This window comes from Williamsia sp. Y844, assembly GCF_056786475.1.
In genome coordinates this window covers 823,597-842,439 of sequence record NZ_JBXCJB010000003.1, presented here as the reverse complement: position 1 = coordinate 842,439, position 18,843 = coordinate 823,597, and the positions used below count along the sequence as shown (strand labels likewise).

General features: G+C 61.7%; 19 protein-coding genes. 7 read left to right on the top strand and 12 right to left on the bottom strand.

Annotated elements, in window-relative coordinates; translation table 11 throughout:
- The first annotated feature begins 49 nt into the window (after positions 1-49).
- Both AC1TQG_RS20735 and AC1TQG_RS20730 read left to right on the top strand, forming a co-directional pair.
- The gene (locus AC1TQG_RS20735; RefSeq protein ID WP_482139720.1) at positions 50-400 is read left to right on the top strand and encodes a GntR family transcriptional regulator; all 351 of its coding nucleotides are present in this window, start codon (positions 50-52) and stop codon (positions 398-400) included.
- 1 nt (position 401) lies between these two features.
- Complete coding sequence (locus AC1TQG_RS20730; protein WP_482139718.1) at positions 402-1,394, top strand: DUF1648 domain-containing protein; 993 nt, start codon at positions 402-404, stop codon at positions 1,392-1,394.
- 116 nt (positions 1,395-1,510) lie between these two features.
- On the opposite strand, the gene AC1TQG_RS20725 is transcribed toward AC1TQG_RS20730, so the two are convergent.
- The 5 genes from AC1TQG_RS20725 to AC1TQG_RS20705 form a co-directional block, all read right to left on the bottom strand.
- A complete protein-coding gene (locus AC1TQG_RS20725; protein ID WP_482139953.1) occupies positions 1,511-2,173 on the bottom strand; it encodes an isochorismatase family protein in 663 nt (220 codons plus the stop codon).
- Positions 2,174-2,187: 14 nt separating this feature from the next.
- Positions 2,188-3,714 carry a sugar ABC transporter ATP-binding protein gene (locus tag AC1TQG_RS20720; RefSeq protein WP_482139716.1) on the bottom strand — a complete coding sequence of 509 codons (1,527 nt, stop codon included), beginning with the start codon at positions 3,712-3,714 and terminating at the stop codon, positions 2,188-2,190.
- Positions 3,711-4,748: an ABC transporter permease gene (locus AC1TQG_RS20715; RefSeq protein ID WP_482139714.1), complete on the bottom strand. Its 1,038-nt coding sequence runs from the start codon at positions 4,746-4,748 to the stop codon at positions 3,711-3,713. Before AC1TQG_RS20715 ends, AC1TQG_RS20720 begins: the two co-directional genes overlap by 4 nt.
- Positions 4,749-4,800: 52 nt before the next feature.
- Entirely contained in the window at positions 4,801-5,931 is a 1,131-nt protein-coding gene (locus AC1TQG_RS20710; RefSeq protein ID WP_482139712.1) for a substrate-binding domain-containing protein, read from the bottom strand.
- 71 nt (positions 5,932-6,002) lie between these two features.
- A complete protein-coding gene (locus AC1TQG_RS20705; RefSeq protein ID WP_482139710.1) occupies positions 6,003-6,746 on the bottom strand; it encodes a maleate cis-trans isomerase family protein in 744 nt (247 codons plus the stop codon).
- Positions 6,747-7,105: 359 nt separating this feature from the next.
- Here AC1TQG_RS20705 and AC1TQG_RS20700 point away from each other — a divergent pair, with 359 nt between their 5' ends.
- Positions 7,106-7,519, top strand: coding sequence for a GlcG/HbpS family heme-binding protein (locus tag AC1TQG_RS20700; RefSeq protein ID WP_482139708.1), 414 nt, complete (start codon positions 7,106-7,108; stop codon positions 7,517-7,519).
- A 57-nt stretch (positions 7,520-7,576) separates the two neighbouring features.
- A complete protein-coding gene (locus tag AC1TQG_RS20695) occupies positions 7,577-8,413 on the top strand; it encodes a mycofactocin-coupled SDR family oxidoreductase (protein ID WP_482139706.1) in 837 nt (278 codons plus the stop codon).
- Positions 8,414-8,659: 246 nt separating this feature from the next.
- Here the strand turns inward: AC1TQG_RS20695 and AC1TQG_RS20690 are convergent, their stop codons facing one another.
- The 4 genes from AC1TQG_RS20690 to AC1TQG_RS20675 form a co-directional block, all read right to left on the bottom strand.
- Positions 8,660-9,085, bottom strand: a complete 426-nt coding sequence (locus tag AC1TQG_RS20690; protein WP_482139704.1) for a cupin domain-containing protein — start codon at positions 9,083-9,085, stop codon at positions 8,660-8,662.
- A gap of 61 nt (positions 9,086-9,146) precedes the next feature.
- Positions 9,147-9,932: a 2OG-Fe(II)-dependent halogenase WelO5 family protein gene (locus tag AC1TQG_RS20685; RefSeq protein WP_482139702.1), complete on the bottom strand. Its 786-nt coding sequence runs from the start codon at positions 9,930-9,932 to the stop codon at positions 9,147-9,149.
- 135 nt (positions 9,933-10,067) lie between these two features.
- On the bottom strand, positions 10,068-11,300 hold the full coding sequence (locus AC1TQG_RS20680; protein ID WP_482139701.1) for a CaiB/BaiF CoA transferase family protein: 1,233 nt from the start codon (positions 11,298-11,300) through the stop codon (positions 10,068-10,070).
- A gap of 140 nt (positions 11,301-11,440) precedes the next feature.
- Positions 11,441-12,112 carry a GntR family transcriptional regulator gene (locus tag AC1TQG_RS20675; protein WP_482139700.1) on the bottom strand — a complete coding sequence of 224 codons (672 nt, stop codon included), beginning with the start codon at positions 12,110-12,112 and terminating at the stop codon, positions 11,441-11,443.
- A gap of 166 nt (positions 12,113-12,278) precedes the next feature.
- Here AC1TQG_RS20675 and AC1TQG_RS20670 point away from each other — a divergent pair, with 166 nt between their 5' ends.
- Together AC1TQG_RS20670 and AC1TQG_RS20665 are read left to right on the top strand one after the other, a co-directional pair.
- Positions 12,279-13,202 carry a hydroxymethylglutaryl-CoA lyase gene (locus AC1TQG_RS20670; RefSeq protein ID WP_482139699.1) on the top strand — a complete coding sequence of 308 codons (924 nt, stop codon included), beginning with the start codon at positions 12,279-12,281 and terminating at the stop codon, positions 13,200-13,202.
- A gap of 45 nt (positions 13,203-13,247) precedes the next feature.
- Entirely contained in the window at positions 13,248-13,571 is a 324-nt protein-coding gene (locus AC1TQG_RS20665; protein ID WP_482139698.1) for a DUF4286 family protein, read from the top strand.
- A 113-nt stretch (positions 13,572-13,684) separates the two neighbouring features.
- Here AC1TQG_RS20665 and AC1TQG_RS20660 read toward each other — a convergent pair whose 3' ends face one another.
- The 3 genes from AC1TQG_RS20660 to AC1TQG_RS20650 form a co-directional block, all read right to left on the bottom strand.
- A complete protein-coding gene (locus AC1TQG_RS20660) occupies positions 13,685-15,859 on the bottom strand; it encodes a glutamine synthetase III family protein (protein WP_482139697.1) in 2,175 nt (724 codons plus the stop codon).
- A 166-nt stretch (positions 15,860-16,025) separates the two neighbouring features.
- A complete protein-coding gene (locus tag AC1TQG_RS20655) occupies positions 16,026-16,565 on the bottom strand; it encodes a GNAT family N-acetyltransferase (RefSeq protein ID WP_482139696.1) in 540 nt (179 codons plus the stop codon).
- A 31-nt stretch (positions 16,566-16,596) separates the two neighbouring features.
- On the bottom strand, positions 16,597-17,034 hold the full coding sequence (locus AC1TQG_RS20650; protein WP_482139695.1) for an NUDIX hydrolase: 438 nt from the start codon (positions 17,032-17,034) through the stop codon (positions 16,597-16,599).
- A gap of 83 nt (positions 17,035-17,117) precedes the next feature.
- On the opposite strand from AC1TQG_RS20650, the gene fadD8 reads away from it, so the two are divergent.
- Entirely contained in the window at positions 17,118-18,743 is a 1,626-nt protein-coding gene (gene fadD8, locus AC1TQG_RS20645; protein ID WP_482139694.1) for a fatty-acid--CoA ligase FadD8, read from the top strand.
- The last annotated feature ends 100 nt before the right edge of the window (positions 18,744-18,843 follow it).

Sequence of the window (18,843 nt, the reverse complement as noted above, 5' to 3'; positions counted from 1 at the left end):
TTCATGAATGCACTTGTTCTAGTCTAACTAGAACTATAGTATTGAGTATGTGCTGATACGTGTGGATCCGACAGCGCCGCAGGCGCTCTATGAGCAACTCGCTGCCGCGATCAGGGGTGCCATCGTCCGCGGCGAAATTACTGCGGGGGAGCGACTTCCAGGAGCGCGCGATCTGGCCGAGTCTCTCGGGGTGAATGTGCACACCGTGCTGCGCGGCTACCAGGAGTTACGCGACCAGGGTTTGGTCGAGCTCCGTCGGGGCAGGGGCGCGGTCGTCACGCACACCGCGGTACCGGACGAAGCCGATCTGAGATCGGCAATCGGAGCCGTACATGCCGCCGCTCGGAAACTGGGACTCGGTGGCGAGGATCTTGCTGCGATGGTTCGGGAAGGATACTGAAATGGGTTCGTCTACAGATGAAACGAAGCGTCCGCTGGCTTGGCTGCTGGGCGTGGCGGTGATGATTCCGATCATCTCAACGCTGGTCTCGGCGATTCTGTTGAACAGCTGGCGAGATGATTTGCCCGAACATGTCGCGACCCACTGGGGTTCCGGCGGCGAGCCGGATGGCTACACCTCTGTGACCGGCCTGATGTGGACGCTGATTTTTGTGGGGATCGCGCTGATGGTGCTCGCAGCGGTGGCGGCCGCGGCTTTTCGGGAATACACATTGTGCGCGCAAGTCGTCAGTGGTGTTGCCGCACTGGCAGCTTTCATCGCAGCGTTGGCGCTGTCCGCCACCGGCGTCCAGCGTGGCAAGGTCGACGTATCGGCGGTCGAACTGCCCTGGTGGTCACTGGTTCTCGCGCTGGCCGTGGGTGCTGCGTGTGCGACTCTGGTGCATAGATTGGTGCCGAGGTGGACCACACCGGTGGACCTGGAGCGCTCCACCGTTCCGATGATGATCGAGCCGACCGAACGGGTGGTCTGGACCAGGACGGTACTCAGTGGCGGAATCCCGCTGGTGCTCATGGTTTCCGGCGTGGTGATGTGCCTGGTGGCCGCGGTGTTGTCCGGGCAGTGGTTGTTTGCCGTCCTGGCGGTGGCCGTGGCAACCGTTGCAGTGTTGATGTATGGGATGCGGGTGACGGTCGACCCGGCGGGCCTGCATGTCAGAAGTGTTGTCGGCTGGCCCAAGATCATCATCCCCGCTTCGGAGGTCGCCGCAGTTCGCGCTGTGAAGGTCAGCGCGATCAAGGACTTCGGCGGATATGGCTATCGATTGGGATTTCGTGGGGAGCTGAAGGGCGCCAAGGGTTTTGTTCTCAAGTCCGGTGATGGAATCCTCGTAGACCGGATTGATGGTGGTCGTCAGATCGTTGTGGTCGACGATGCGGATACCGGAGTCCGTTTGCTCGAGGCGTACCGAATGCGTGCCCGAGATCCGGCTTGAGGGTGCGCCCGATGAACGCAGTGACGCCCGGGTTTCCCGCGCAGGATATGCGCGGGAAACCCGGGCGTTGACCGTTCGCGACCCATTGTGCAGACCGAAACCGGACCTCCGAGAGCTCAGGACCTCGGCGAACCCAGGATCGTGGTCGCTGTGTTCAGATCGATGACGTCGGCGTACTTCGCGCCGACGTCAAAGAGGTTGGAGTCATGGATTTCCTGGCTCCGGTCGCCGCAGGCCTCGTTGACCACCTTGGGGATGAATCCGTGTTGCATGGCGTCGGTGGCGCTTGCGCGTACACAACCGGAGGTCGAGACCCCGGAGAGGAGAACTGTGTCAACACCATTGGCCGTCAGCGTTGACGCCAGCGAGGTGCCGAAAAAGGCCGACGCGTACTGCTTGACAACAACGATCTCGCCCGCGATCGGCATCAGTTGCGGCACAAAGGCGCCCAACCCGTCTGGATGGTCGGCTTCGAGGAACCTCAGGGCCGAGACCTTCTTGGTGAACAGTCCTCCATCCGCGAGCCCGGGGGCATACTCGACCCGGGTGTGGACAACGAGGATGCCGGCAGCTCTGGCGGCTTCCAACAATGTCGATGCCCGCTCGATGACGGTCGGATCAGGCAGGCACAGTGGTGATCCCGGCCGGAAATAGGCTTCCAGCATGTCGATCATCACCAGTGCCGGACGGCGGCCCCAACCGAGTGAGCCGCCGAATCCTGCCTGCTCGTAGTCCTTTTCTTTGTCGACACCCGGCTTGTCGACACCCGGCCTTTCAATAGCACCGGTTCCGGTCACGCCGAAACCTCCACTGCCCGCTCGCATGCTTCGAGTAGGGACTGTTCGCTCAGCTCGGTTTGCGGAAGTTCCGCAACGATCTGTCCGTCGTGGAGGACCAACACGCGGTGACAGATCGCCGCAAGTTGTTCGTGGTCACCGGAGAAGACCACAACCGATGCTCCGTCGGCAGCCAGATCGGCGACCCGATCGAGCAACTGACGGGAGGCTCCGGCGTCCACGCCCTGGGTGGGTTCATCGAGCAGCAGTACCGATGGTGCCATCTGCAGCCACTTCGACAGGACCAGCTTCTGCTGGTTGCCGCCACTGAATTGCCGGATCGGCCAATATGGTTGCGCGGGAACTGCACCCGAGGACTCAACCAGTTCCAGTGCTTTGGCGCGTTCCTTGCGCCAATTGGTGGCGATGCCGAACTTGGTGAACTTGTCCAACGCAGGCAGCGTCACGTTCTCGACGGCGGAGGCGTCAAGCCACACCCCGTCGCGATGACGGTTTCCGGGTACCAATGCCAGACCCGCGGCAATGGCTGCCCGCGGTTTGTTCGCCTCCACCTCGGTCCCGTTGACGGTCACCGTACCCGCAGTGCGCGCCAACTTGCCGGCGAGCAGCAGCGGGAGTTCTTCGTGACCCATTCCCGCCAGGCCGGTGAACCCGACGATCTCACCGGCCTCGATGCTGACCGAAAGATTGCGCACGACACCGCCACTGACGCCATCGAGTACCAACTGGGCCGTGCTGACCGATGCTCGGGCAGGAGGATCCGGATAGTACTCAGTCAGTCGGCGACCGAGAATATCGGCAACCAGATCCGACCGGGTCAGACCTTCGGTCGAGCGGGTGAGCACCCGCTCGCCGTCTCGGAGCACGGTGACGTTGTCGCAGTCGTCGAGAACCTCGCCGAGGCGGTGACTGACGAAGATCACACTTGATCCGAGGTCGGCAACGCTGCGCATCATCGAGGTGACCTGCGCCGCCTCACTGTGTGAGAGCGATGCCGTCGGTTCGTCGAGGATGAACAGGTGACCTTCGTGACCGTCACCGAGCGCGCGGACCGCGCGAACCAACGCGACGAGCGCACGTTGTGCCGGGCTGAGGTCGGAGACCATTGCTCGCAGCGGCAACTCGATGCCGAGTCGATCTGCGATCTCGGTACAGGCCTTGCCTTCTTTGCGGTCTTGCACCCAGCCAAGGCTGCGCGCACCGTAACCGGTTGCAACTCCGATGTTCTCGAGCACTGTCATCTCCGGTGCAAGACCGAGGTCCTGATGGATGACGGCGATGCCGTGGTCGGCGGGGTTGTGGACCGGGAGGTCCAACTCCTTACCGAACAGCTTCACCCGGCCGGTCTCGGGCCGGTAGTAGCCTGCCAGGCACTTGATCAAAGTGGACTTGCCGCTTCCATTTTGACCAACTAGCGCGTGCACCTCGCCACGCTGCACCTGCCAGGTCAGAGGGTGCAACGCGTAGTTTCCGTCGAACTGCTTTGACAGATCCTCGATCTCGAGTGCCGGGCCCGTGCTCATTTCGCTGCGCCCCGCCGCTTGCCGACCAGCTTGGCAAGTGCGACCGCGATCATCAGAGCCAGGCCGTTGAACAGCGGGCTGACCCAGGATGCCGCGCCGGCGAGCTGCAGGCCGGTGATGCCCACGACCAGCAGGTACACCGCCACCATCGTGCCGATCGGGTTGAAACGACCGACCGTGATCGCGGTGGCGCCGAGGAATGTTGCAGCAAATGGCGCCAGCAGATACTGGTTGCCGATGCCCGGATCGATGGCGCCCAAGTTGCCCACCAGGATGATTCCGATGATCGCGCCGACCAGACCCGACACCACATAGGTGACAGTGCGGATGCGGGCGACAGAGATACCGGCAAGCAGTGCGGCGTCCCGGTTGCCTCCGATGAACAGCATGTAGCGGCCGACCGGCGTGCGCTGGTAGACGAACCACAACACCACGACGAAGATCCACGCGTACCAGGTGGTCATCGGCAGGCCCATCAGTTTTGCCCGCGAGAGCTCCACATAGAAGTCCGGGACGCCGGTGACGATCTTGGAATCGGTGATGGCATAGCCGATTCCGGACAGAGCGGTGAACATTCCGAGGGTCGTGATGAACGAGTCGACGCCGATCTTGACGACAAGTAGGGCGTTGATCAAACCCACCACCACGCCGACGGCGAGGGCGACCAGGATGACGACCGCGGGTGAGTATCCGTTGGTCGACATGACCGCGACCACACACGCACTGGTCACCATCACGCCGGGGATCGCGAGGTCGAAGTCCCCGGTCCGTAGTGCGAGGGTGGCGGCCAGTGCCAACAGCAGGATGATGGCCTGCGAGTTGATCATCGCCGAGACGATGCCGGTCGACCTGAACTCGGGCAGGAACAGCGCGCAGATCGCAAACGCCAGCACCAACAGACCGACCAGCGCATAACGCTCGACGATCGACGTACTTTGACGGGCTTTGTGGGTGGTGGCCGGCTTTTCCGGCTTGTTGGGAGTTGCCGCGTTGCCCGTAGACGGGGCGACTACGGCGCCAAGGTCATTACTCATGATTTCTCCGGTGTGTGTGGCCGCGGACATGTCCATGCCCGCAGGGCGACGGTTACTTCGCCCAGGCCTCGGTGAAGGCGGCCTGGAAATCGGTGTAGTTGGGGTTCACTGCATCGTTTGAGTCACCGACGTTGGTGCTGTCGATGAGCCGGGTCGGGATGACAACTCCGGACGGCTGCGCGCCGGTGATCGCCCGAATCGCGTCGTCGAGCATCGTCCAGCCGAGCCATGCCTCCGGCGGTGCGGCCACGGTCACGTCTTGGCCCTTGCCCGAGCGGATGGCGTCGAGGCTCGAGGCGATCCCGTCACGGCCGAGGATCTTTGCATTCGGGTTCTTCATCGCAACGGTCGGCTCGACGAAGGTGACGCCGGAGTCCCATGCGGTGAAGACGTAGTCGGTGTTCGAATCACGGGTCATCTCGGTCTGCACCTTCTGCGGCAGATCGGTTGCAGCGTTTGCCAGGTCGATGTCCAGGGCGGTCAGCTTGCAGTCGTCGGGGCAGTACTCGTCGTAGACGCCCTTCGCTCCATTGGTCATGTTCTCGTAGATCTCGATGGCGGTCGGCTGTGCGAGAACCGTCGTTGCGGTGCAACTCGAGTCGGCCAGCGTCCAGGCGGCAAGCGAGGCGCCATCTGCGGTGTAGTCGGCACTGATGTTGGAGAACACGCCATTTGCGAGCGGTGCACTGGCGTCACCGGAGAGTGCGTTGATCACCGGGATCCCGGCGTTCTTGGCATCGGACAGAGCGCCGGCCAGCAGAGCAGGCTCGACACCGAGCAGAACGATTGCGTCTGCCTTCTGAGCGATTGCCTGCGACACACCCTCGTTGAACTTGTTGGTCTGACCCTGACCGTCGAAGATCGTGGTCTTGACGCCGGCTGCTGCTGCTGCCTCGTTGAAGCCATTGGTGGCGGCGGTGGTGAACTCGTTGGTCACCACGTTGATCATCCAGATGCTCTTACCCTTGGCGGCGGCGAGATCCAGGGGAGCCTGGGGGGCAACCAGCGGCGCGGGCTCTTTGGCGGCCGCAACCAAGTCGGTTGTGGCGGTCGTGCATTCAGCATTGCCGGCTGCCTTGTTCGACGAGCCACTGTTGCTGCTGTCGTCGGTGGCGCTGGAACATCCGGCAAGTAGGGATCCCACAGCGACAGCTGTGATCATCCACGACGCGGTCTTCTTCACGAAGTCCTCCTCATTGGTATTCGGGTTTGGGGGGTTGATGCGTTTTCGGGCTGTGGAACAGGGGTGTGGAATCAGTGCTCGCGGAGCAGGGTGCCGGAGCCGCGGACCTGATCGGTGATCCCATTGGTGCGCAGCGCATGCCACCAGGTGGCGGCGTTGATGGCGATGACCGGTTTGCCCAGCCAACGCTCGGCCTCGTCGGCGAGGCCAACCATCGACAGGTTGGTGCCGACCTGCACGATTGCGTCGATGTCGGGGCCGTCGACTTCAAGGATGCTCTGCCGCAATGTATCTTCGGAGACTCTCGCGATGTCAACCGCGGACGGGCATTTCAGGCCCTTGAGATTGACGACATCGTATCCGGCTTCGGTGAGGAACAGGCGCACCATGTCATCGGCGATCGGCTGGTACGGAGTGATGACACCGAGTCTCCGGGCACCGAAGAGGTCGAGCGCACGGCGAACGGCATCGGCGCCGGTGGCCAGCTTCTTGCCGGAGAAGGTCTCGATCTGTTCGGTGAACAGTCGGTTGCCTTCGATTCCGCCCCAGAAGGTTTCAGCCGACATGCCCATCACCAGGTAGTCGGGATCGCATGTCAGCACACGCTCGCATGCCGCATTGATCTCCTCGCGGATCTGGTCGAGCAGTCCCTCGAAGTCTTCGTTGTTCGTCAAAGTTTGATTCCGGATGTGGATCCGTGCGACATGGGGGGTCACACCGGGCACCGTCATGCGGTAGTAGTCCGGCTCCACGACCGTATTCGTCGAAGGTGCGAGAACGCCGAAGACGTTGCGCCAGCCGAGCACGTCAACCATGGGACTCCTTTGGGGATTGCACACAACCTGTGGTGTGCAAAAACTGATTCTGTGTACATCGTGAGATGCGGTGTTGCCGCACGTTAACGAAAGCTACGGCAGTACCGTCTCGAAACAATAGCGGTAGAGCCGCGTGTTTACAGGGAGTTTACTAGAAGAAACCCAAGAATCCTGCCCTCTGGATGGCCATTTGTACTCCTGAGCTGCGCTAATGATCCAAACGCGGTTGTATACATAATGGTTGACCTTGGACGATCATGCAGTCATAATTGTGTGCAGTTCGATCACATGAAGCAGAGCAAGCGGTGCATGACCACCTCAGGTGGATCGTCGACCCCCCGCGAGGAGAAGGAGCAGCCATGGCCACTCAACGAACGGTCTTGACCTTGGATGATGCGGAGGCCGTCTTGGCGGCAGCTCGTGCCAAGGCCATTGAGATCACTGTCCCGATGGCTGTGACCGTCATCGATCATGCAGGTCAGATGATTGCGTACATCAAGATGGACGGCAGTCCATTGATGGCCGAACCGATGGCAAAAGGCAAGGCTTACACGGCTGTTGGCATGGGACAGCCCACGTCGATGTGGGAAGACGCCGGCGCGGCGAGTCCGTCGTTTGCGGGATCGATCACGGCCATCCCGGGCTTCACGCCTTTCGGTGGCGGACTTCCGCTCCTGGTCGACGGAACGCTCGTCGGGGCCATCGGAGTGAGCGGTGGAACGACCGAAGATGACATCAAGGTGGCGACCGCGGGCGTGGAAGCAATCAAGTAACCAGCACGGCCCCAACGTTTTTGACGGTAACAATCATCAATGAGAACAGGATTGAACATGGGTAAGTTTGACGGACAGGTCGCTTTCATCACCGGTGGCGCACGCGGACAGGGCCGCTCGCATGCGGTTCATCTCGCCGAACAGGGTGCTGACATCGTCATCATCGATTCGCTCAAAGACAACGCAACCACCCCGTACGGAATGGCCACGCAGGCTGATCTGGACGAGACGGTCCGCCTCATCGAAGGACTGGGCCGTAAGGTTCTGGCACGCCAGATCGACGTGCGAGACCTGGACGGGCTCATCGCATTCGCCGACGAGGTCGTCGAAAAGTGGGGCAAGATCGACATCCTGCTCGCCAACGCCGGCATCATGACCGCTGTACCGGTTTCCGAGATGAGCGCCGAGGTCTGGGGCGAGACCGTCGACATCAACCTGACGGGCGTCTTCAACTCCTTCCGCGCTGTATTGCCGCACATGGCGAAGGCCGGCTACGGACGTGTCGTCGCAACCTCCTCGGGTGGCGGACACATCGGATTCAACAACCTCGGCCATTACTGCGCCGCCAAGTGGGGCGTCATCGGCTTGGTCAAGTCTGCCGCAATGGAATTGGCCCAGTCCGGCGTGACGGTCAACGCTGTCACCCCGACCAACGTCAACACGGACATGATCCGCAACGCGTCGTGTGAGGCGCTGTTCCTGCCGGGTATCGAGAACCCGACCATCGAGCAGATCGAATCCGCATACGTCATCAACCCGATGGGTGTGCCGTGGATCGAGCCGATCGACGTCTCGCGCACCATCGCATTCCTCGTCTCGCCGGATTCGAAGTACATCACCGGTGAGACCATCGGCCCCCTGGCCGGTTCGGGTGCCACCAACGGCGCTGCATAACAACAGATAACGCGCACCATCTCGCGCGGCGGGGTCTTTCGAATGTTCACGCATTCGAAAGGCCCCGCTTTTGTGTCGCCTTGTCATCGGCAGCGCCATACGTAGATGCACCTGGCGGGTTGGCGTCAGATGACGCGGGCGAATTGCGGCAGGTCCTGATACACAACAACGCCCCGGCCGAAGCCGGGGCGCTGCTGGTCTGCCGGAATCACCTGGGGGGGAGGCTTTTCCGGCGAGTCGAGATGGTCACCGCTTGGCGCGCTCTTCGAGCTCGGCGTCGGTGTACCAGGTCTTACGGGGCGGGGACTTGATCTCGAGCTGGATTGTGTCCTCGAGAGCTTCGCTCATGTGCGGCACTCCGCGCGGGTGCAGCCAGGTGTCGCCGGCCTCTGCGATGAACTCTTCGCCGCCGATGACAAGCCGAAGCTTGCCGCTCAGGCAGTATCCGATGGACTCGTGATCGTCGTGCTGATGCATCGGGTCGACCATGCCCTTGCCCTTGAAAGCCTCGACGAAGATCATGTCCTGGCCGACCATCAGGGCGCGAACGGTCAGTTCACCGTCTTCGACGGTGTCCTCGATCAAGCTAACCGGATCCGACGGGATGTCCGAGTTCTTGGTGAACAAGCGTCCGCTGGGCTTGATCATCCGATCTTCGATGTCAATCGCCATGGTTTCTCCTTCAATATTGTTGGGCTGTAGAACTTTTGGGCTACAAACTGTGTTGGTGGGGTCAGGACCACATCAGGAGGTCGTTGTCCCTGGTGCCGAGGAACGATCCGATCGACACCCGACCCTCACCGGCGGTTTCGCCTGCAGAGATCTTGTGGGGGTTGCGGGGGTTGAACAGCACAACCTCGCCGACCTTCGGTGCAAAGGTGAAGCTCTCGATCGAACTGTCGGATTCGATGTCGCCACTGGGCAATCCGCGCGCGGGATCTTCACCTTCGGCGGGAATCCACGGGCTGTTGTAGACGGTGGTCTCGCCGCCTGCGGAGGGGCACTGGGTGTAGAGGTTCCAGGTGATCTGGTCCTCGATCTCGCCAATTGCCCAGTCAGGCGAGTTGTACGGGGCATAGTCGGCGTGCAAGTGCACGCCGTTGGAGGCGATGCGCACGACAACAGGGCAGTAGTCGCCAAAACCTGGCTCGCTGGGTACGCGGATCTCGCCGTTCGGGTGGTACTCGCCGAGCATCGCACGGAATCGCTCCGGGACGTCGACCGACTGCGCGTAGAGCTTTTCCTGTGCGGCAACGGCAGCAGGTACGGCGTCGAAGAATTCGGCTTTGCGGCCGCCGTCCTGGCGGTACTCGTACATGACCAATCCGAGGTAGTGGGTCGGTGTGGCAACGCTGTACGACTTGAGGTCAGGGGAGGTGTGTACGGCCTCGGAGAATGCGGCGCATTCGTCGGCGGTGGCGAAGTTTTCGATACGGATCGCGGGGATCTCGTTGCGTATCAGGGCCGCCAGCGATTCGGCACTCAATTCAGCTGCGGTGGTCTGCTTCCATGCAGGCATGTAAATCGGTCCTCTCTACAATCCCGTGTTGCGGACTTCTTGCGGTGAAATGTCGCAGCGGGACTACTTGGTTAGTTAGTCTTGCATACAAAATAGAGACGTGGTTGCGCTTGCGTTACATCTGTACGAAAGGGTTCAGATCGCGCCTGAACTGCGCAGATCCGTGATTTCCTGCGGTGTCCGATCCAGCACGGAGGTCAGGATTTCGGCGGTGTGCTCGCCGAGTTCCGGTCCAAGCCACCTGATCGACCCTGGCGTCGACGAAAGTTTCGGTGCCACGTTCTGCACCGGGAACTCGCCGAACAGCTTGTGCTGCACCTTGACAATCGCCTCGCGGGCGATGAAATGTGGATCGTTCATCATGTCCCGGGCCTGGTAGATCCGTCCGGCGGGCACACCCTTTTCCTCGAGCAGAACCAGCAGTTTCTCGGACGCTTGTGTGCGCGTCCACTCTGCGATCAAGTCGTCGAGTTCGGTCTGCCGGATACCACGTTCGGTGTGGTTGTGGTACCGGGGATCGGATGCCAGTTCGGGACGGCCCATGGCATCAACCAGGCGTCCGAAGACGGTGTCCTGGTTGGCGGCGATCAAGATGCTGCTGTCGTCGGCGGTCGGATAAACGTTGCTTGGCGCGACATTCGGGAGAATCGACCCGGTGCGCTCGCGCTGGTAACCGGTCAATTCGTACTCGGGCACAGTGGATTCCATCATGGCGAGCACGGCTTCGTAGATGGCCGAATCGACCACCTGTCCACGGCCGGTGCGCTGCACGCCGTGCAGGGCAACCAACGCGCCGATCGTGGCGAACACCGCTGCCAGCGAGTCGCCGATCGAGATTCCGGTGCGGCTCGGCAGGCTGTCCGGGTCGCCCGTGATGTGACGCAATCCGCCCATGGCCTCGCCGATCGAGCCGTAGCCCGCACGCGGCGAATATGGGCCGGTCTGGCCGTAGCCGGTGACACGCACCATGATCAGCTTGGGGTTGACGGCACTGAGTTCTTCGTAGCTCAGGCCCCATCGTTCCAGGGTTCCCGGTCGGAAGTTCTCGATCAGGATGTCCGCCGAGGCGATGAGATCGCGGGCGATCTGCTGTCCTTCAGGGGTGCGGAGGTTGCAGGTCACCGACTTCTTGTTGCGTGCGACAACGGGCCACCACAGCGACTGGCCCTGCGAGCTTTCCCGGCCCCACTGCCGCATCGGGTCGCCCTTACCCGGATCTTCGAGTTTGATGACCTCGGCGCCGAAATCGGCGAGCAGCTGGCCGCAGAACGGGCCGGCCAGTAGCTGGCCCATCTCGATGACCCTGAGGTTGGAGAGCGGACCTGCCTGGTCCTGGCTCTCGTTTCCTTTGATGTGTGAGGTGGACATATCAACTTCCTCTGCGGTTGGAGCCCGATCGAGAACGAGCCGTGGTGTGCGTCTATCGGCATTTCAAAATCAACCCCGGTCACATGTCCCGGGATGTGGATTGTGGTGGCGACCTGATGGTCGCCGTCAGACATGACCGGTCAGTCCAAAACGGCGCCAATGCCTTTGAAGATCCCGACCCCCGATGTCTGTCCGGTTTCCGGACGGAGCATTCCGGCGCGAGCATTGTGTATGTGACAGCGCATCACGGACTCTGCCCACTCGTGGTTCACGGCTCGGATCGCGGCAACGATCTCAAAGTGGTGAGACAGGCTGCGGGACAGCGCGTCTTCGTCGAAGTGTTTGTAGTTCACGGTTGCCAGATTGATATGTCTGACGGAGGTGAGTGTCGCTGCGAGTTGGCTGCTTTGTGTCTTTTCGGTCAGGATCGCGTGGAACTCGCGGTTCAGCTGCGCGATTGCCGGAAAGTCCCGGTCGCCGGCAGCCTTGCCGAGGCGCTGCATGCGGCCGGCCAGTTCTTCGAGGTTGTCGATCTCCTTGTCCGACAGCCGCCCGACGGCCATGCCGGTGGCGGCCGGCTCCAAAAGGAGCCGGAGATCGAAGATCTCGGTCAGCCGCTCCGCAGTCCATGTCGCAACTCGGGCGCCCTTGTTGGGCGACATCACGACCAAGCCTTCTGCAGCAAGTCGTGCCAACGCCTCGCGTATCGGAGTGCGGCTGACGTTGAGCAGGGCTGCCAGTTCCACTTCGCCCAGCCGGTCGCCTGCGTTCCACTGACCCTCCACGATTTTGGCGCGTAGAAGATCAGTCACGCTTTGCGATGCTTGAGACACCAAGTACCTCCCTCGATTGCATACATCCTATCTCGGGTGTTGGATCGAGACAACCAAAACGAGGCAGTTTGCGCCGATTTCTGCCGATTTACACACCCGCAACATTCAACTTGCATACATTCGAAGCCTGCGAGAAAATCTGAGAATGGGAACTGAAGTGTCGCGCGAAACGAAAGAGCCCCAGTCGGTGACGATCGTCGAGGTGTCACCTCGTGATGGACTGCAAAACGAGGCAACACTGTTGCCGACGGCGGCCAAGCTCGAACTCATCAACGACCTGGTCGGCGCCGGTCTGCGTCGCATCGAGGCAACCAGCTTTGTACACCCGGGGCGCGTCCCGCAGATGGCGGATGCCGAGGCTGTCGCCGACGCGCTCCCGCGCGGGGAGGTCTCCTGGATCGGATTGGTGTTGAACGAGCGTGGCCTCGATCGGGCCATCGCTGCCGGCCTCGACGAGGCCAATATCGTTGTGGTTGCCTCCGATACGTTCAGTGCTCGCAATCAGGGCACCACCACCGCCGAAGGTGTTGCGCTCTGGTCGCGTCTGGCCAGGCGTGCGCAAGGCGCCGGCCTCAAGACGACGGTGACCATTGCGGCCGCATTCGGCTGTCCGTTCGAGGGTGAGGTCCCGGCGGCCCGGGTCGGTGAACTCATCAAGCAATGCGTGGACGCCCAGCCCGACGAGGTGGCGCTGGCCGATACGATCGGTGTCGGCGTTCCGGCGCAGGTGCTCGAACTCGCGGACCATGCAGCGAAAGAGGCGGCAGGCCTGCCGGTTCGGTGGCACTTCCACAACACCCGAAACACGGGGTATGCCAACGCCCTGGTTGCGTTGCAGTCCGGGGCGTCGGCGCTCGATGCCAGCCTCGGCGGGGTCGGTGGATGTCCCTTCGCGCCCGCAGCGACGGGAAATATTGCCACCGAGGATCTTTGGTATCTCCTAGAACGTAGTGGAGTGCGAACCGGCCTCGCCATCGACTTGCTGATGTCGGGGGCCATACGGCTCGGTGAGATGCTGAACAAGACGGTCCCGGGCCAACTGTCACGTGCAGGCACCTTCCCGGCCTGACACATTCACTTCACCGCAGCACATCGAGATGATATGGGAGACAACATGGCCAAAGGTTTGTACATTGCCTTCACGCACCCACGCGACGACGAGTCGGACGAGGAGATGAATCGCTGGTACAGCGATCATCATCTTCCCGAGATCCTGTCGCTGGACGGGGTTCAGAGCGCAACACGGTACCGCTCGCGGGACGAGGACCCGAAGTACCGATACATGGCGGCCTACACCCTCGAGGGCGACGACCTGGACGAGATCGTGGCGCGCATCCACGCCGATGCCCCGAACCGGACGCCGACCACCGCGACTCGTACCGATCCCGGCTCCGAGTTCCAGCTCTTCGATCTCGTGGAGCATCAGGAGAGCAAGTAACCAACAGCAGTGCATTTAGCCAACGGCAGAGCGACCAGCACCGACAATCGAGCCGCCGTACACGAGGGTGTACGGCGGCTCGATTGTTCTCGGTGGTTGATCAGACCTGTAGATCAGAGGATGTAGAGCATCTCCTGGTAGGTCGGGAGGGGCCAGAGGTCATCGGCGACAACACTTTCGAGGGTGTCTGCCGCGAGTCGGACCGCGGCCATCGCGGGCAGCAAGGTGTCCCGTGCATACTTGGCTTCTTCGAGGCTGCCTTCGACGTGTACACCGAGCGCTGACTTCAGAGCCGCCAAAGCTGCGGTCAGCTCTCTCATCGGCTCGGTGACCATGTTCAGCAATGTGATGTCTGGTTCGATACCGGCGGCCTTGAGAGCGCCCACGTTGGTGGCGATCTCGGTCTGGTACCGGATGGCGGCAGGCATGACCAGCGTCGACCCGATCTCCAGGGTCAGCTTGGCCTCGACAGCGATGGTCAGGATGTACTGTTCCAGACCGATCTCGTAGCGGCTGTACATCTCGCGATCGTTGAAAACGCCGTACTTGGCGAACAATTCGATCGACGACTCCGAGATCAACTCGGGCAGCGCGTCGACTGTTGTCTTCAGGTTCGGGAGACCACGCGAGGCGGCCTCGATCGGCCAGTTGTCGGAGTAACCATCACCGTTGAACACGACCGCGCCGTGCTCGGTGATGATGTCGGTGAGGAGTGTCTGTACGGCGGAGTCGAATTCGACACCTTCGGCGAGGGCTGTCTCGAGCACCGTGGCGCAGTAGTCGAGTGAATCGGCCATGATCGTGTTGAGTACAACCATGGGCTCGCTGACGGTTTGCATCGATCCCGGAGCGCGGAACTCGAATCGGTTGCCGGTGAACGCAAATGAGCTTGTCCGGTTCCGATCGCCGGGGTCGGTGGGCAGTACCGGCAATGTGTCGACACCGATGAGCATGGTGCCCTTGCCCTTTGACGATGTTGCCGCACCCTTGGCGATCTGATCGAAGACGTCGGCCAGTTGCTCGCCGAGGAAGATCGAGACGATTGCCGGTGGTGCCTCATTGGCGCCGAGGCGGTGATCGTTGGTCGCCGATGCGACCGACACCCGAAGCAGCCCGGCATGCAGATGCACCGCCCGGATGACGGCTGCGCAGAACACGAGGAACTGTGCGTTCTCATGCGGGGTGTCGCCGGGTACCAGAAGGCTGCCGAACTTGTCGTTGCCGAACGAGAAGTTGACGTGCTTGCCGGAACCGTTGACACCGTCAAAAGGCTTCTCGTGGAAGAGACATTCCATGCCGTGCTTCTTGGCGACCGTTTTGAACGTCGTCATCAGGAGCTGCTGGTGGTCGGCCGCGATGTTGCCGCGTTCGAACATCGGCGCGATCTCGAACTGACCGGGTGCGACCTCGTTGTGACGGGTCTTGGCGGGGATGCCGAGCTTGAAGAGCTCGCGTTCGGTGTCCATCATGAAGCCGAGTACGCGTTCGGGGATCGCGCCGAAGTAGTGGTCGTCGAACTCCTGCCCCTTGGGGGGTTTCGTGCCGAACAGGGTGCGCCCGGCATTGAGCAGATCGGGACGTGCCAGGAAGAAGTGGCGATCGACCAGGAAGTATTCCTGCTCCGGTCCACAGAAGGCGACGACATTGCCGGGATTGGCGTGCCCGAACAGCTTCAGTACGCGCTCGGCATGTTTACCCATGGCCTGCTGAGAGCGCAGTATCGGGGTTTTGTGGTCAAGTGCTTCACCGGTCATCGACACGAATACGGTTGGGATGCACAGGGTGTTGCCGTTGGGATTCTCGAGCACATACGCCGGACTGGTGACATCCCAGCCGGTGTAGCCGCGGGCCTCGAATGTGTTGCGCAGGCCGCCGTTCGGGAAGCTTGAGGCATCCGGTTCACCCTGGATCAGGGTTTTGCCCTGGAACTCGGCGAGAGTTGATCCGTCGCTCGACGGTTCGAGGAAGCTGTCGTGCTTCTCTGCGGTCAGTCCGGTGAGCGGATAGAAGACGTGGGCGTAGTGGGTGGCGCCCTTCTCGAGCGCCCAGTCCTTCATCGCGGACGCGACGGCGTCGGCGACGGCCGGGTCGAGTTTGCTGCCCTTTTCGATCGTGGAGATCACCGACTTGTAGACGTTCTTCGGCAGCCGCTTCATCATGACCGACTTGTTGAAGACGTTTGCGCCGAAGATGTCTCCCGGCGCCTCGGTGATATCGAAACTGACCGGAGGAGGCTGGTACGCCTCGACTGCAGTGATGGCGGCAAGCCGGATATTGTTTCCGCTCATTCGTTCTTTACCCTTCTCGCGGGTCTCAATGGTGCTGAAAGCCCTGACCTGCGAACTCTACGAACGATCGGTAACGGACTCGTTTCATCGCAGTGACGATGGAAAGCAGAGTTGAACGGGTGTTACGGATTGGTTGCCCTCGGCCGAAACCTGTCCGGTTTTGCGGTCAGCGTCCGGACGGCCGGTCGATACGGAAGGCATGGTGCTGGCCGTCGTCGATCGGATTGTCCGGTTTGAGGTAGCCGGTGGCGACCTGGGTGAAACCCGCCGACAGCAGAGCCCGCCACGACGCGGGATTGGTGACTGCCACCGGGACGATGATTGCTGTGGTCTTCGGCCGATCAACCCAGCAGATCTCTACCATCCGGCGGATCATCAGCGTTCCGTAGCCGCGTCCGGTCATCTCGGCTTCGCCGATGAAGTAGTCGATCGACATGGCGGACTCGGGGACCCTGAGCAGTGTTTCCAGTTCGGCGAGATCATCGGGATAGTCGGCAAAGAAGTACCGCTGGATCAGTCCGATCGGCAGATCGTCGTAGAGAACGATGAAGTCCTCGGTCGGTTCGGTCCCGTCGATGCTTCCACCGAAATCGCGCTCGACCGCTTCATCAGAGGTGTCGTGATTCCAGAAGCGAGCGACATGAGGATTGCCGAGCCACTTTTGGATCAGAACGAGATCGTCGCGCTCGGTATGCCGAAACCGCATCCCTTCACTGTCCGCGCCGAGGTCGCGGAGGTCAATCTTTCTCCACGGATGGTTTGTCGGCGATGAGTGCGGGGAAGATGTGATCGCGCAGCAGGGGCGCGAGCTGCGGCGATGTGTCCGTACGGTCGTACCAGCGCAGTTCCGCGATCTCGCCGGCCGGCTCCGGCTCACCGGTGAGCTCGGCGCAGAAGATGTGGCCGTACACCAGGGTGTCGGCTTCGTTTGCTGCCGCGGCGGTGAAGGTTCCGAGCTCGGTCAGGTCCTGCGGCGCGATCTCGATGCCGATCTCTTCGAGCACTTCGCGTACCGCTGCCTCGACCGGGCTTTCGCCGGCTTCGAGCTTGCCTCCGGGCAGCATGAAAGAGGTGGTACCGGACTTCCTGACGGTCAGCACCTGTGACGCGCTGTTGTGGAAACAGACAGCGGAGACGATCAGGGTGGGTGACGTGCGTTCGGTATCCGTGCTCATGGGACAAATCATGCCGGGTGGACTCGCCGGGCACACCACCGGAATGCTTCCGCAAATCTAGAACACGTTCTAGTGTGTTCGACATGACTGATTCTGCGGACGCGACCATCGAATTCGATCACCTACGCGGCGGCACGCACCTCGGCCACTTGATGGTGGCGGCACTCAAGCGACATCACAACGATCCGGTTCTGTTTCTGGGGGACACCACGCTGACCGGCGGTGAGATGGCTGCGCAGGTCAGTACCTACGCGCAGGCCTTCGAGTCTCTCGGCGCCGGTTCCGGCACCGCGGTCGGACTGCTGGCACTGAACCGGCCGGAGGTGCTGTTCGTCATCGGCGCGGGTCAGACCCAGGGATGGCGCCGGACCGCGCTGCATCCGCTGGGCTCGCTCGATGATCACGCGTACGTTCTCGGCGACGCGCAGATCGCGACGTTGGTCATCGACCCGGTGCCGATGTTCGTCGAACGCGCGGTGGCGTTGCTGCAGCGGGTCGACAGCCTCAAGCAGGTCCTGACACTCGGACCGGTGCCCACCGAGCTCGCCGACGTCGCACGAGACGTGACCGCCGAAGCCCGGCGATTCGAGCCACAGCCGCTGGTTGCCGCGGATCTGGCGCCGGATCACATCGTCTCGATCACCTATACCGGCGGTACCACCGGGAAACCGAAGGGCGTCATCGGGACTGCGTCGGCCATGGCGACGATGACCCAGATCCAGCTGGCCGAATGGGAGTGGCCCGAACATCCTCGCTTTCTCATGTGCACACCGTTGTCGCATGCGGGTGCGGCCTTTTTTGTGCCCACCCTGATGAAGGGTGGCTCGATGGTGGTGCTGGCCAAGTTCGATCCGGCCGAGGTGCTCCGGACGATCGAGGAACAGAAGATCACGGCCACCATGCTGGTCCCGTCGATGTTGTATGCCCTGCTCGACCATCCGGATTCACGCACCCGTGATCTGTCGTCGTTGCAGACCGTGTACTACGGCGCCTCGGCGATCAACCCGGTGCGACTGGCTGAGGCCATCGAGCGGTTCGGACCGATCTTTGCCCAGTACTACGGGCAATCCGAGGCGCCGATGGTGATCAGCTATCTGCCCAAGGACGCCCACGACGAGAAGCGACTGTCGAGTTGTGGTCGACCCTCGGCATTCCTGCGGACCGCTCTACTCGGTGACGACGGCAAACCGGTTCCGGTGGGGGAGCCGGGTGAGATCTGTGTTGCCGGTCCGCTCCTCGCCGGTGGGTACTGGGGACTTCCGGAGGCGACCGCCGAAGCGTTCCGGGATGGCTGGTTGCGAACCGGCGATGTGGCCCGGGAGGACGAGGACGGATTCTGGTTCATCGTCGATCGCACCAAGGACATGATCGTCACCGGCGGTTTCAACGTCTTCCCCCGTGAGGTCGAAGACGTTGTGGCCGAGCACCCTTCGGTTGCGCAGGTCGGTGTCATCGGCGTTCCTGACGAGAAGTGGGGTGAGGCCGTGACTGCGATTGTGGTGCTGCGCAGCGATGCATTGACCGACAATGTCTCGATCGCGACGATGATCGCGGAGATCCAGGACGCGGTGAAGGACCGGAAGGGTGCTGTGCAATCACCGAAACGCGTCATCGTTGCGCAATCACTGCCACTGACTGCATTGGGCAAACCGGACAAAAAGGCGCTGCGCAAGCAGTATTGGAGTGAGAGCGAGCGGGCTGTCGGCTGAGCGTTGTCACTGTTGGGCCGGTAGCGGGCGGTGCGAATCGGACAAAAGAATATTGTCCGATTCGCACTTCTCTTCTCTTCCATAAACACTCTTGCGGACC

Excerpts from the sequence above, each read along its gene's own strand:
- AC1TQG_RS20665 (WP_482139698.1), top strand. The coding sequence starts at position 13,248 with ATGGCCAAAGGTTTGTACATTGCCTTCACGCACCCACGCGACGACGAG.
- AC1TQG_RS20660 (WP_482139697.1), bottom strand. The coding sequence starts at position 15,859 with ATGAGCGGAAACAATATCCGGCTTGCCGCCATCACTGCAGTCGAGGCG.
- AC1TQG_RS20720 (WP_482139716.1), bottom strand. The coding sequence starts at position 3,714 with ATGAGCACGGGCCCGGCACTCGAGATCGAGGATCTGTCAAAGCAGTTC.
- AC1TQG_RS20730 (WP_482139718.1), top strand. The coding sequence starts at position 402 with ATGGGTTCGTCTACAGATGAAACGAAGCGTCCGCTGGCTTGGCTGCTG.
- AC1TQG_RS20705 (WP_482139710.1), bottom strand. The coding sequence starts at position 6,746 with ATGGTTGACGTGCTCGGCTGGCGCAACGTCTTCGGCGTTCTCGCACCT.
- AC1TQG_RS20715 (WP_482139714.1), bottom strand. The coding sequence starts at position 4,748 with ATGAGTAATGACCTTGGCGCCGTAGTCGCCCCGTCTACGGGCAACGCG.
- fadD8 (WP_482139694.1), top strand. The coding sequence starts at position 17,118 with ATGACTGATTCTGCGGACGCGACCATCGAATTCGATCACCTACGCGGC.
- AC1TQG_RS20655 (WP_482139696.1), bottom strand. The coding sequence starts at position 16,565 with ATGCGGTTTCGGCATACCGAGCGCGACGATCTCGTTCTGATCCAAAAG.
- AC1TQG_RS20700 (WP_482139708.1), top strand. The coding sequence starts at position 7,106 with ATGGCCACTCAACGAACGGTCTTGACCTTGGATGATGCGGAGGCCGTC.
- AC1TQG_RS20680 (WP_482139701.1), bottom strand. The coding sequence starts at position 11,300 with ATGTCCACCTCACACATCAAAGGAAACGAGAGCCAGGACCAGGCAGGT.
- AC1TQG_RS20650 (WP_482139695.1), bottom strand. The coding sequence starts at position 17,034 with ATGAGCACGGATACCGAACGCACGTCACCCACCCTGATCGTCTCCGCT.
- AC1TQG_RS20690 (WP_482139704.1), bottom strand. The coding sequence starts at position 9,085 with ATGGCGATTGACATCGAAGATCGGATGATCAAGCCCAGCGGACGCTTG.
- AC1TQG_RS20685 (WP_482139702.1), bottom strand. The coding sequence starts at position 9,932 with ATGCCTGCATGGAAGCAGACCACCGCAGCTGAATTGAGTGCCGAATCG.
- AC1TQG_RS20670 (WP_482139699.1), top strand. The coding sequence starts at position 12,279 with ATGGGAACTGAAGTGTCGCGCGAAACGAAAGAGCCCCAGTCGGTGACG.
- AC1TQG_RS20695 (WP_482139706.1), top strand. The coding sequence starts at position 7,577 with ATGGGTAAGTTTGACGGACAGGTCGCTTTCATCACCGGTGGCGCACGC.